We start from the raw sequence: 12887 nt of genomic DNA on the forward strand, positions 1-12887 counted from the left end.
ATCGCCGACAAGTCGGCTCCCACGCCCTTCGGGCAGAATCAAAAACGATGCGGCAAACATCAGGGTAGCCAGATAGCGTCCCACAATGGGTAGTCGCCGACTCGTTTCACGATTCCCGCTCGCAGTGGGTTGGCGACGATGTAACGCGCTATCTCTTTGATGTCTTCCTCTGACCGAAGCGCGCGATCATGAAATCCCTTTTGCCAGACCTGGCACTGCCTGCCCAAAACATGGTTGATGCGGTGAGCACTTCGAGACTTCGCGCGTCGCATCAATGCCGACAACGTGCTGTCGCGCAATTCGATGAGCCAATGAAAATGATCAGGCATCACCACCCAAGCCATCGAATGAGCGGCACCTTCTTCCTCGGCGAGTCTGAATTGGTCTACCACCAGCCTCCCCAAGCGCCAATCTGCAAACAGCGGGCGACGTCCATGAACGATGGTGGTGAGTAGATAAATTTGGTGTTGGCCTGAATATCGACCGGTGCGTAGCTGGCGAGAATAGGGCTTTGATTTCAGCATTCCTTTGCCTCTGACCATAACTGTTCAGCCAAAGATTAGAAGGCAGTGACCGTCATGCCCGTAGAGCATGTTTGCTTGATATTGCCGATGAGCATACGCGGGGGAGTGCTTGGGATTGAATCGACAGATCTAACGTCAATGCCTCTGCTCTGGCTTTTCCCTCGCCTATTTTGGTCTCGTAATACGGTTCCCATGTCGCCTATCGGCAGGCGGCCATTGGAGCGTCCATGACCATTCCCACGCTCCAGCGTGGGAATGCAGTGCAGGACGCTCCGCGTCCCCTCTGACGCGGAGCGTCAATCGCAGCGCTACCACGCGGAGCGTGGGAACGATCATCGTGTGGGAGATCAACAGGGTAGGGAACAAACCCTGTAGATCCTGACAAGTCGGGCTCTCACGCCCTCTTGGCAGAAGCGGGATCGCGGTGTAATTCGAGCTTTTGATTCTGGCCGAAGGCCGTGGGAGGCCGGCTTGCCGACGATCTGCCGCGAAGCGGCAGTAAACATTGGGCTGCGGTCGAATGCATTTGAAATGTCCGCCATTGCTCGACAGAATCGCGGCCCGATCCGGATGCAGATGCCGGATGCGGGTGATGAGAAGGGGCGTGAGTTGAACGAACAGACATTGTCCATGCGCCTTGAGCGCGTGGCAGCCCATGTGCCTGCGGGCGCGCGGCTGGCCGATATCGGCTCGGACCATGGCTATCTGCCGGTGGCGCTGGTCCGCCGTGGCGCCATCGAGATGGCGGTGGCGGGCGAGGTGGCCATGACGCCGTACCGGGCGGCGGAGCGGACCGTCAGTGAAAACGATCTGCAATCGCGGATCAGCGTGCGTCTGGCGGACGGGTTGGCGGCAATCGAGGCCGGGGACCGGATCACCGCGATCAGCCTCTGCGGCATGGGCGGCGAGACCATCCGCAACATTCTTGACGCCGGCAAGGCGCGCCTGAACGGTGAGCAGCGCCTGATCCTGCAACCCAACGGTGGCGAGCAGCCGCTGCGCCTGTGGCTGATGAACAACGGCTACCAGATGCGGTGCGAGGAATTGCTGCGAGAAAACCGTTTCGACTATGAAATCATCGTCGCCGAGTTTGCCGGGACCGTGAGCTATACCCCACAGGAACTGTACTTCGGCCCCTTGTTGCTGCAAGCCCGCAGCGCGGCGTTTCTGGCCAAGTGGCAGCGACGACTTGGGCACAAGCAGCGGACATTGAACAGCTTGCGTCTGGCTTCCAGGCCAGTGCCCGAAGACAAGGTTCAGGACCTCGCGCAGCAGGTGCGCTGGATCACCGAGATGCTGGCGTAGTTCGAGTGTCTCCAGGATCGAGACCCTGGCTTGCAAAGCCACTAAATATGAAAGCCCTGCCACAGTCGCCGCCTCGACGCGGGGCTATCATCGGGCCTCGCGATCAGATGATGTCTGTGGAGGTGCTTCATGGGCTTTACGATTTGCTACAGCTTTCAGGGGAACCAGCGGGTGCTGGAGTGCCAGGAAGACCACCTTTGCGGGCACGATGCCGTGTACTACGCGCTGCTTCACTCAGGCGCCGAACTGGGCAACATGGTCGGTGCGTGGCAGGGCAGTTATCCCTCGATCGTCGAGGCCGCCGAGCGTTCCGGCGTGAGCAACGTGCTGTGGCACAGGTCGCTCACTCACGCTGCATCCTGAAACGCTGCAACCTGACGGCTCCAAGATGACCGCTGCAGGCTGAAAAGGCCCGCTCGGCTTTACTGCGCCCCTGACGCCGAGTCGGCAGGGGTCGATGATGCATCCCACAGCATCATGATCTGCGTGATCGCCGCCTCGAAGACCGCATGCCGCACGCCGTCTCTGGCGAGCGTGGAAACGCCCACTAGAAAACTGTCGAACACCGCTGCGAGTGCGCGAGCGTCGGTGCCGTCGACCAACTCCCCGTTCGCCAGTCCCCGCTCGACACAGGCAATGAACCCGGCGCGGGTTCGGCTACGCGAGGCAGTGAGTTTCGCGGTGATCTGGGCGCCATTGGCTGTTGGCGCACTCATCACGCCCAATGCCACCATGCAGCCTTTGGGGTGCGTGCATTCGCACTGCATCTTTGCCGAACGCCGCAAGGCCGTTTCAATCGCCTTGCGCGGCGGCAGCTTGATGTCCCAGAGGCATTCGGTGACTTGGGCGAATGTGTCCAGATAGCGCTGGACGGCCTCTTGAAACAGCGCTTCCTTGGAACCGAACGCAGCGTAGAAACTGGGCGCCGAGATGCCTCCGGCAATGCCGGCCTTCAACTGGCTCAACGATGTGGATTCATAACCGTGCTCCCAAAACAGGTGCATGGCCTGTTCGATTGCCTGGTCGCGATCAAAGGTGCGGGGGCGGCCCATCTGCGCCATACAGGACTCCTCTGGAATAACGATATCGATACTACTCGATACAAAAGTCGTTGACCAAGCTTTTGCGGTCACCCTATATTTGTATCAATCGTTATCTAAGTGAGGAGCAAGCCTGTGACACACACCCAACAGCACAATGAGCGTCTGCCGATAGGGGCGCTGCTGGCGCTGGCAATGACCGGGTTTATCTGCATCGTGACCGAGACATTGCCGGCCGGGCTGTTGCCGCAGATCGGCAGCGGACTGGGTGTTTCCGCGTCGCTGGCCGGACAGATGGTCACTGTCTATGCCCTCGGGTCGTTGCTGGCTGCCATTCCGCTGGCGATTGCCACCCAAGGCTGGAAACGGCGCACCGTTCTGCTGACCACCATCATCGGTTTTCTGCTGTTCAACTCGATCACGGCACTGTCATCCAGTTATGCCTTGATCATGGTGGCGCGATTCTTCGCCGGCGTTTGCGCAGGTCTGGCGTGGAGCCTGCTGGCGGGTTATGCGCGGCGGATGGTATCGGTGTCCTTGCAAGGCAAGGCCATGGCGATTGCGATGGTCGGTACGCCCGTCGCGCTGTCCCTCGGGGTGCCCCTCGGTACGTGGCTGGGCGCTCTGGTCGGCTGGAGAATGGCCTTCGCGCTGATGTCCACGCTGACCCTGATCCTGATTGTCTGGGTGCTGATCAAGGTACCTGATTACCCCGGTCAGTCTTCGTCGCAGCGTCTGGCGCTGGGCAAGGTGCTGACCCTGCCTGGTGTGCGTTCGGTGCTGGGCGTGGTGTTCACCTGGATGCTCGCGCACAACATTCTTTACACCTACATCGCGCCGTTCGTGAGCGCCTCGGGCCTGACGGAACACGTAGACCTCGTCCTGCTGGTATTCGGGCTGGCGGCGTTGCTGGGCATCGCCGTGACTGGCCGGGTGGTTGACGCGCACCTGCGCAGCACCGTGCTCCTGAGCCTGGCAACGTTTGCCGCCGTGTCGGTGCTGTTCGGTCTGTCCTCGACCTCGCCAGTGGCGATCTGCGTCGGCGTGTTCATCTGGGGCCTGACCTTCGGCGGCGCTGCGACCCTGTTGCAGACCGCACTGGCGGATGCCGCTGGCAGCGGGGCAGACGTTGCGCTGTCGATGAACGTCGTGGTCTGGAACAGTGCCATTGCAGGGGCTGGCATCCTGGGTGGCGTGTTGCTGGATCAATGGGGCGTCCAGTCGTTCCCGTGGGTGGTGCTGGTGTTGCTGCTGCTGAGCCTGGCGATTGCGACGAAAGCGCGTGACGGCGGTTTTCCCCAAGGTGCGCGACAGGGCGGTGCGGTAGTCGCGGGGCACTAGAACGTGTTGAAAGGATATGCCCATTAGATATAACGGGCCGACGGTAGTTGGCTACGGTAGATACAGCATTGGGAACGTTGTCCATTCAGTAGATCGACGCTGGGTCAGCGGTCTGCGTTATCTGCCTTTGATAGGGGTCGCACTGAACGTGTGGCGGCCCTTTGAGTGCGCCCAAAGTGATAAGTCCCTTGAGCATTTATCGTTATGGGTTCACAGGAGGTGCGCGCAATGTCGAAGGCCGCTCGTTATCTATTGATCGGGGCGCTCTGCACGCTGTTCATCGTTCAGCAAGCCTGGGCGGATGCCGCCACGCCGGGCAGCGGTGTCCCTGTAGCCCAGGTGCCCGAGGCCAGCGCGGTGGAGGAGAGCCCGGCAACGCCGCCGCAGGATCATGTAAGGCTGGTACCCAAGGGGGAGGACTGTCCGCTGCATCCTTACCGGGTGCGCATGGGCGAACGGATATTCATCGAAACCACGGGACATTATGCAAGCAGCATCAAAGAGGCGTTGAACGCCGGCAGTGCATTCAGGTCGTTGAACCTGTATTTCGATGGCACTCAGGTGCCCGGTGCCGTGGGGCAGGTCTCCAGCGACGATCAAGGCCGGTTAGTGGTGTTCTTCGATATCGAGCGCGATACCTTCGACCCGGATAACCGCAAAGGGTGGGATGCGATATTCACCCGCAAGTCCAGTGTTGACATGCCTTTTCTGCTCAGCGTCTCGGCTGGCAAAAACGGTCCGTGGCCCGTTGCGGTGGTTCCGCTGCCCTTGAGCCAGGCGTGCGCGAAGCAAGTGTCGCGTGAGTCTGCGAGCTTCATGGAACTTGGCCGATCGAAAGACGGTGGTCGCACGAAATTCATTTTCTACGTTGGCTCCCCATTGCGCGTGACACTGACTGCCTTGATTTGTCTGGGGCTGCTGGTCGCCGCCTATGTCCAGCTGGTCAAAACCAATGCTCTTCGCGATGGCGGTGCGAACACGCTGTACAGTCTGGGCAGAAGTCAGATGGCGTTCTGGGGATTGCTGGTGGTGTTGGCTTTTGTCGCCGTGCTGTTCATCAATGGCACCATGGAGGACATTCCGCTGCAGATGCTCATGCTGCTGGGTATCACCGGCGGCACCGGGTTGGCCGCGTTCGTGATCGGCGAGAACAAGGCGAACGCCAGTCGCACCGAGCTAGAAGCTTTACGTGTCGAACGCGCGGCACTGAATGACACAAACGCACCGACCCCAGATGAAAAGCGTCGTCTGGACGAACTCAATGCGAAAATTCAGCTGTGTGAGGCGCAGGTATCACCGCCCAGCGTCGGCTTCTGGAACGACATCTGCAACGACGGCTCAGGCCTGAGTTTCCATCGGTTGCAAGTTGTGATCTGGACGCTGGTGTTGGGTGTGGTGTTCGTGGTCTCGGTGATTCAGACCATGTCGATGCCCGAATTTCCCGGATCGCTGCTGATCCTCATGGGCGTTAGCAACGTGACGTATCTGGGCTTCAAGATTCCGGAAAAGGCGAGCGTCGCCACAGCGACTCAGCCTGCCAAATCAACGGCCGTTGCTCCACCGACCCCTGCGCCGGTTCCTGGAGCAACTCCCTTGGCACATTGAAGTAGTCCATATTAAGCGGTGTACTGGGTGAGTTCGGTATTACCACCCGTTAGTCTGCTCGTCTGCAATTATCCAGAAGTGGCCTAGACTCACTTTCGCAACTCAGCTCCGCTCTTTTGCCCCCCGGATATTGATGCTGGCACTTTGGGTGGTTGCCGAGATTCTGTACTCGACATTCGATCATTCAAATGCCGCCGATGCGCAACGCCACATCGATGCTGTGCAAGCTGGTTGTCTTTCAGCCCCTGGATGGGCCGCTGCACTACGCCGCAAAGGCGAGGTGTGCCGGGAGTTACCGATGGACAGCAATAAGGAAGCTGGCAGTGGCCCCTCATTCTGGATACCCAGCGGGGCGGTGATATTGAGTTTGTTGTTTTCGACCTGGGCCTTGCAGCACGAACCGTTCGTCAATGCGCGACCGGCATCTTTTCCATCCGTGGTGCAGACGCAAGTTGATGCAAGGCTATGGCAGGACCCTTTTGACGCACTGGAGCGTTATCGGGAACTTAATAAAAACGATAACAAGGCGTTGAGTTCGGACCAGTGCCCTGGCAAACCAGTGTACCTGGGCGACAGTGCGATCCATCATCCGAAACTGGAAAACGAAGGCAAGTTTCCAGAGATCATGGTCGCACTGGTTCCAGGCTCTAACTATGCGGACGAAGTCGAACTACGTCGCAGAATCCGTTACGCGGTACTCGCCGGTCTCAAGAGCAGTCATATGGTGCCTGACGATGAAAGTCACATCAGTTGCTGGAAACCAGCATTGAGTCCATCGGGCCCATTGCTGCCTTTTGAAAGTTTCAGCGCGGACCCTTTCGACCCTCCCGTCAACAGTGAAGGTGTCACAACGGAAAATCCGCAAACCTACCTTTTCTGGCTCAAGGAAGAAGAGTTGGGAAACAATCCTCTGGCGAGGCTGGACGAGCTGCGCTATTTGCTGAGTCTGTACCTGGAAGAGCACCTGCAGTACTCGCAATGGCCACGCGCACAGGCGCCTGATCCCCGTGTGCTGAAAGTCATAGGCCCGGCAAGCTCAGACGTTTTGCGCAAGATGTACCGCGAAGAAAACGAACTGCGACCCACCGAGCAAGGTGTGCCACAGCAGGTGGAAATCTATTCACCGCTGGCCACCGCAGAATGGACGATGCTGACCCGCAGCAATCCCACGTTGACCGACGACGTCAAACGCAAGCATCCGAAAACCCTGCAACTGCTGCGCACGGTCAGCGACGACGGCACCATGGCCGCGCTGTTGCTGGACGAGCTGATGCTGCGTCACGTCGACCCGGCATTGGGGATTCGCTGTGCGAGAGCGCCCGGCGTGAGACCGGAGACCGGCTGTCCCACCAGTCGCTGGAAGCGCTCCAACCGGGTGGCCATCGTCGCCGAGTGGGACAGTTTCTACAGCCGGGCATTGATCGAGAGCTTCATGAGCCAGGTGGCCGAGCGGGCCAGGCCCTATCCCCTCAGCCGCGACGAAAAGGGTGATAAACCGTTGATGAACCCCGCTGAACGCCGCGAGGCCGGGCAGTGGATGCTTAATTTCGGCTACCTGAGAGGCGTGGACGGGCGCTTGCCGGACAAGAGCGCGGCGCCCGCCAAGCCGCCGGGCACCGACGACAAACAGTCGGCCCAGAAGGCACCACCGGAAACCGCCGATGGCAACGGTCAGCTCGATTACCTTCGCCGCCTGGCCGACCATATTGCCAGCGTTGACGAAGCTCAGCGCAATGCCGGTGAAGACGGCATCGGTGCGATCGGCATCTTCGGTCAGGACACCTATGACAAGCTGCTGACATTGCAGGCCCTGAAAAGCCGCATGCCAACCAAGGTGTATTTTTCCACCGATCTGGATGCGCGCATGCTGCAACAGGGTCAGGCGGCAATCACCCGCAATCTGGTGCTTGCGGCCCCTTATGGGTTGACGTTGACCCGCGCCCTGCAACAGGACGTGCCGCCGTTTCGCGAGAGCCTGCAGAGTTCGGTGTATATCGCGGTGCTGGCCGCGCTGGCACCGCAACCGCTGGCGACCAAGCGGCAGATGTTCGACTACGCCAGATCGTCCCTGCTGGCGCCGTCGATCTATGAGATCGGCAAGAGCGGCTTCATACCGCTGGCCAGCAAGTTGACCGACCGCCAATCCAAGGAGTGCTCCGTCGGCAGTGTGGCAAACAAGGGTGATCAACTGCGTGCGCAAGACATCACGGCCTTGCGCTGCTTGCAGGACCCTTCGCCCCCGGCGTATCTGCAAGCGTCGCCGAAAATGCCGGAATGGCTGGGGCAGGCGCAGTCGTTCTTTTGGGCGGGGGCGTTGTGCATCGTGCTCATCCTGTTGAGCCTGGTGCTGGGGTGGTTTCACAGCGACCGGTCCCCGGAAGAAAGGCGTCGCAACTGGGTCAGGCGGTTCCCTTTGCTGCTACACGGCGCAGCGGCGCTCAGTGCGTGGGTCGCGACCCTGTACTGGCGAGTCGAACTCCTGTGGTTGGCCGGGGCGCTGGTGGTGCTGGGCATGATCGGTTCGCACCTGAACAGACGCCAGCTACTCACCAAACCAGCCGAGGGTAAAAAGAACCCCGATCAGGAAGCGAGGGACAGTGAGGGCAGAGGGGTCAGTTGGTACGTCGTCGTCCCGACAATTGTGTTCATTCTGTTATTGCTCAAGGGGTATCAGGACCGCGTCCAGTTGACGGACAACGGTCTGGGTGAGCCGATGTTTCTCTTCGAGGGCATCAGTTCCTGGCCGACGGTCGCTTTACGTCTGCTGGCAGCGCTCATCTCGCTGGCCGCGCTCGCCTGGGCCTGGCGCAAGCTCAATGGCAATCGGCGTGACATAGAGGCCGTCTACGGTCTGCAGCCCTATACCTGCGTCTGGCTTTCAAAACAGCGCGAGCTATGGCTGGGCCGGAGCCGCAGCCTACCGGGCAAGCGCAGATCCGTTTGGCGCGCACTGGGAAATGCTTTGTACGGAATATTGTTGCCATTCTCTCGCGGGGAAAATTTCGACGAGAAATCACACCTGAGCGTGAAGTTGACCCGGGCGCGGTATCTGGACCGCTACACAGAACTGGCTGACGGCCGTGAGCCGAAGTGGATGGTCCTCTTCTGGATCGAGCACCGCTTCGCGGGCAGTTTCGTCGCACGCCTGATCAGGGTGCTCCTGATGACCTGGATCTTTCTGGTGGTGACCAGCGTGATCTATGTGCTAGTGCCGATCGAAGATTTGCCGGTGCGCGGTAACGCGGAGGGTATCTGGCTGTGGAGCTGGATACTCCCTACCGTGTGTTTTCAGCTTCTGGTGTTCTTGGTGATCGACGCCAACCTCTTGCTGCGTCGTTTCATACGCCAACTGAGTCAGGATTATCTGATCTGGCCCAGAGCGGTGCGCAAACAGTGGGCGAAATTGCCCATTCCCGCCACCCACTGCTGTCTGGACGACTATCTCGACCTGTCCCTCATCGCCAAGCGCACCAGCGCGGTCAACCGGCTGATCTATGCGCCGACGCTGGTGATGCTGGTGCTGATCGCCTCGCGCAGCACGCTGTTCGACAACTGGCCGGCGCCGGTGGCCAGCACCATCATCCTGCTCATCAACGCAGCGATGCTGCTGGCTTCCGCCTTCCTGTTGCGACGCAGTGCCGAAGCCGCGCGCAGGACGGCGCTGGACAGGATTGACCGCCTGTTGCTGGAAGGCATCGACACCCGGCAGGGCGAGGCAGTGCGGATGAAGAACGTTCAAGAAAAGATGCCCGTCGAAGAGGCCGAGCTCCTACAAGTTCAGGCAGCAGCAGAGCGAGAAACCTTCATCGTGCTGCGTGACCGGATGAAAGCCCTGAAGACCGGCGCCTTTTCGCCGTACTCCGAAGACCCTTTGCTGCGGGCCGTGCTGGTGTCGCTCACGGGCCTGGGCAGCACGGTGGTTATCGACGCGCTGAACTTCTTCAACTTTTAAACGGGCAGGCATCAAGCGAGTGTCTGGGTTGTCAGCTATATTCTTCTCGCCTTTTCGGCGGTTCGAGGCGTTGCAGTCAGGCAATACTCGAAGGCGCCGTGATGCGAACACAGGACCGGTGGAATTTTGTCGTCGTCGGGCGCAGGACTACAGCACCTTTATTCAAGGGAGTTGATCATGTCGCTGGTCATAGACGGCAAACCCAAACGCATCGGCCTGGCGATGTCGGGCGGCGGATTCAGGGCCGCAGCTTTCCATCTGGGCGTCATGCGGCAACTGCAGACCCTCGGCCTGCTGGACAGACTCGACCTGCTGAGTTGCGTCAGTGGCGGCAGCATCGCCGGCGCCACCGTCGCCACCCACTGGAACGATCCGGGCAAGCTCGACCTGCTCGACACCTACCTGCGCACGCGCTCGATTGCGGTGTCGTCGTTCATCGCCGGCAGCCTCGATCCCTTTGCGTCGCGGCTGGACAAACTGGCCTCCAGTTATGACGACGATCTGTTCCACAAAAAGACCCTGTCGGCGTTGAGCAACGGCCCGCGTCTCTACCTGAACGCAACGAATCTGGCGACTGGCAACCTGTTTTTCTTCGTCACCGGCGGCGGTGGGCTGGCGGAAATCGGCGAGCACGAACTGGGTGTCGAGCCGGGACCGAATTTTCCACTGTGCAAGGCCGTCGCTGCATCCTCGGCCTTTCCTCCGGTCTTTCCACCTCTGCGGCTGGACGCTGACGATTACAGCCCGGCCGGTGTCGAGTACGTGACGCTGACCGACGGCGGTATCTACGACAACATGGGGGTCAATCCCTTGTTGCGCGACCGCAACGCGCTGGACTACATCATCGTCAGCGACGGCGGCAAACCGTTCGCCAATTCCAGTCAACCGACCGAATCGGGTGCCATCGTGCTCAAGGCCGCGCTGGATATCATGATGGAGCAGATCCGCGGTCTGGAATTCGATCGCTTGCAGTACCGCCATCTGGCGGGCAAGGGGCCCAAACCGATGTGGTTCTCCATTGACAGCCGGGAAGGGCAGGCGCAGGAAGGCGATGCCGCCTTCGCGTCTGCCATCGACACCAACCTGCGCAAATTGTCTTCGGAGGAAATGAGCGTGCTCACACGCCACGGCGCTGCGCTGGTCCATGCCCGGCTCAAGACGTACGCGCCGGAACTGTTGACCGCCTGACACCAACAGGCCAGTGGAGGGCACGTTCGATGACTCATTACCCGCCGCCCGCAATGCGCAAATTGCGCGTTTATGCCTTCGATCCGCAGGCGGCGACACAACTCGACACCGCTCGGATCAGCCACGCCACCATTCAGATTCCCTGGGAAGAACGCTGGGAAGCGAAGATGCGACCGGGCCCGGTCAACGAGTATTTCGAAGTGATCGACTTCGATCCGGGCAGCGGTCAGTTCTACGATCCGGTGGACCTCAACGACCCGCACTTGCTGGCTCAGGACGGCCTCAAACCGTCCGAGGGCGATCCGCGTTTCCATCAGCAGATGGTGTTCGCCGTGGCGATGAAGACGGTGAAACTGTTCGAGCGGGCGCTGGGGCGCAAGGTCTACTGGTGCCCGCAATGGGACGTAAAGGCAGACACTTATCGCAAGGTTCGCAAACTGCGGATCTACCCCCATGGTCTGCGCGAGGCCAACGCCTATTACAGCAAAGAAAAGAAAGCGCTGTTGTTCGGCTATTTCAAGGCGTCGATGACCGACCCGGGGGTCAATCTCCCCGGTAGCTGGGTGTTCACCGCCTTGTCCCACGACATCATCGCCCATGAAACCACCCACGCCATCCTCGATGGCCTGCACCGTCGCTACAGCGAATCCACCAGTGCGGACAGCCTGGCGTTTCATGAGGCCTTCGCCGACATCGTCGCACTGCTCATGCACTTCATGTTGCCCGAAGCGGTGACTCAGCATGTCGCGGCCAACGGCGGCAATCTCAGTCAACGTTCGTGGATGAGCGGCCTGGCCCGGCAGTTCGGCGAAGCCACCGGGGGCTATGCGGCGTTGCGCGAGGCCATCGACGACAAGGACAGCCAGCAACTGCCCGACCCGACGTTGCTGTCCAGAACCGGGGAGCCCCATGCCCGTGGCGCGATCCTGGTGGCCGCGGTGTTCGATGCGTTCATCGGCATCTACGAGCAGCGCTCGGCGGACCTGCTGCGTCTGGCCGACGGAGTGGGCCGCAGCGGCAGTCGTCTGCCGCAGGAGCTGGTGCAGCGGTTGACCCGCGAGGCGACCAAATCGGCGGACCATGTGCTGCGCATGTGCATTCGGGCGCTGGATTACCTGCCGCCGATCGACGTGCGCTTCGGCGAGTTTTTGCGAGCGATCGTCACGGCCGACACCGACCTCATCGCGGACGATCCGATGCAGTACCGACTGGCGATGATCCAGGCGTTCCGCCGTCGCGGCATACTGCCCGATAAATGCTTGTCACTGGCCCCGGACAGCCTGCTCTGGGAAACGCCGCGTGGCGAACTCAGCGCCAGAGACCTGCTGAGCGTGGTCGACGGCCCTCACGCGCTGGACATCACCCCGCAGTATCAGCGGGACAAGGGTTTCACCCAGGCCGAACGCAATCGCAAGATTGTCTGGAACTGGCTGATGAAGGTCTGCAGCCGCGACGCCCACTGGGTCGATGCCCTGGGCGTGGTGTTCGACCCGCAGCGTGGCAAGGATTACTTCGCCGGTACTCTGTTTGCCGGAAAGGATCCCGCCCGGCCGGCGGTCGAGGTGCATTCGGTCAGGAGTTGTCGCCGCGCAGGGCCCGACGGACAGGACCTGCGGCAACTGGTGATCGAGATCACCCAGCGACGTCGGGCCTTTCTGAGCCCGGACGTTCAGCACGAGCAGGACCAACTGGACATGTCGGATGCAGAGTCGCCACCGGGCTATGACTTCCTGTTTCGCGGCGGCGCGACGCTGATCATCGACCTGCGCGATGGCAAGCTGCGTTATGTCATTCGCAAACGCATCGACGACAACCTGCGCCTGATGGCTCACCGCCGGTTCCTCGCCGCTGGCAGCGACAGCCTGACTCTGACGTACCGCCATCCGGACGGCAGGGACAATCCCTTCGCCCTCATGCACCGAGGCATCTAAA

At 60.5% G+C, this 12887-nt stretch carries 9 protein-coding genes; 7 read left to right on the plus strand and 2 right to left on the minus strand.

Going from position 1 to position 12887, the window contains the following annotated elements:
* Positions 1-59 precede the first annotated feature (59 nt).
* Entirely contained in the window at positions 60-521 is a 462-nt protein-coding gene (locus D3M70_RS14290) for a transposase (RefSeq protein ID WP_120126490.1), read from the minus strand.
* A 612-nt stretch (positions 522-1133) separates the two neighbouring features.
* On the opposite strand from D3M70_RS14290, the gene D3M70_RS14300 reads away from it, so the two are divergent.
* Positions 1134-1829: a tRNA (adenine(22)-N(1))-methyltransferase TrmK gene (locus tag D3M70_RS14300; protein ID WP_305955086.1), complete on the plus strand. Its 696-nt coding sequence runs from the start codon at positions 1134-1136 to the stop codon at positions 1827-1829.
* A gap of 129 nt (positions 1830-1958) precedes the next feature.
* Positions 1959-2192, plus strand: coding sequence for a DUF6555 family protein (locus D3M70_RS14305; protein ID WP_120126403.1), 234 nt, complete (start codon positions 1959-1961; stop codon positions 2190-2192).
* Between the two features lie 59 nt (positions 2193-2251).
* On the opposite strand, the gene D3M70_RS14310 is transcribed toward D3M70_RS14305, so the two are convergent.
* Positions 2252-2890: a TetR/AcrR family transcriptional regulator gene (locus D3M70_RS14310; protein WP_120126404.1), complete on the minus strand. Its 639-nt coding sequence runs from the start codon at positions 2888-2890 to the stop codon at positions 2252-2254.
* Between the two features lie 174 nt (positions 2891-3064).
* Here D3M70_RS14310 and D3M70_RS14315 point away from each other — a divergent pair, with 174 nt between their 5' ends.
* From D3M70_RS14315 to D3M70_RS14335, 5 genes are all read left to right on the plus strand, one after another.
* On the plus strand, positions 3065-4210 hold the full coding sequence (locus D3M70_RS14315; RefSeq protein ID WP_165869806.1) for an MFS transporter: 1146 nt from the start codon (positions 3065-3067) through the stop codon (positions 4208-4210).
* A gap of 228 nt (positions 4211-4438) precedes the next feature.
* Complete coding sequence (locus tag D3M70_RS14320; RefSeq protein ID WP_120126406.1) at positions 4439-5815, plus strand: hypothetical protein; 1377 nt, start codon at positions 4439-4441, stop codon at positions 5813-5815.
* A 298-nt stretch (positions 5816-6113) separates the two neighbouring features.
* On the plus strand, positions 6114-9767 hold the full coding sequence (locus D3M70_RS14325) for a hypothetical protein (RefSeq protein WP_120126407.1): 3654 nt from the start codon (positions 6114-6116) through the stop codon (positions 9765-9767).
* Between the two features lie 177 nt (positions 9768-9944).
* On the plus strand, positions 9945-10955 hold the full coding sequence (locus tag D3M70_RS14330; RefSeq protein ID WP_120126408.1) for a patatin-like phospholipase family protein: 1011 nt from the start codon (positions 9945-9947) through the stop codon (positions 10953-10955).
* Positions 10956-10984: 29 nt separating this feature from the next.
* Positions 10985-12886 (plus strand): hypothetical protein, encoded by a 1902-nt coding sequence (locus D3M70_RS14335; RefSeq protein ID WP_120126409.1) that lies wholly within the window; start codon positions 10985-10987, stop codon positions 12884-12886.
* The last annotated feature ends 1 nt before the right edge of the window (position 12887 follow it).

It is taken from the genome of Pseudomonas sp. LS-2, from assembly GCF_003605735.1.
Lineage (GTDB): Bacteria > Pseudomonadota > Gammaproteobacteria > Pseudomonadales > Pseudomonadaceae > Aquipseudomonas.

Bases quoted from the DNA above. Each gene is read 5' to 3' on its own strand.
- D3M70_RS14335 (WP_120126409.1), top strand. From the start codon at position 10,985: ATGACTCATTACCCGCCGCCCGCAATGCGCAAATTGCGCGTTTATGCC.
- D3M70_RS14325 (WP_120126407.1), top strand. From the start codon at position 6,114: ATGGACAGCAATAAGGAAGCTGGCAGTGGCCCCTCATTCTGGATACCC.
- D3M70_RS14330 (WP_120126408.1), top strand. From the start codon at position 9,945: ATGTCGCTGGTCATAGACGGCAAACCCAAACGCATCGGCCTGGCGATG.
- D3M70_RS14305 (WP_120126403.1), top strand. From the start codon at position 1,959: ATGGGCTTTACGATTTGCTACAGCTTTCAGGGGAACCAGCGGGTGCTG.
- D3M70_RS14315 (WP_165869806.1), top strand. From the start codon at position 3,065: ATGACCGGGTTTATCTGCATCGTGACCGAGACATTGCCGGCCGGGCTG.
- D3M70_RS14320 (WP_120126406.1), top strand. From the start codon at position 4,439: ATGTCGAAGGCCGCTCGTTATCTATTGATCGGGGCGCTCTGCACGCTG.
- D3M70_RS14310 (WP_120126404.1), bottom strand. From the start codon at position 2,890: ATGGCGCAGATGGGCCGCCCCCGCACCTTTGATCGCGACCAGGCAATC.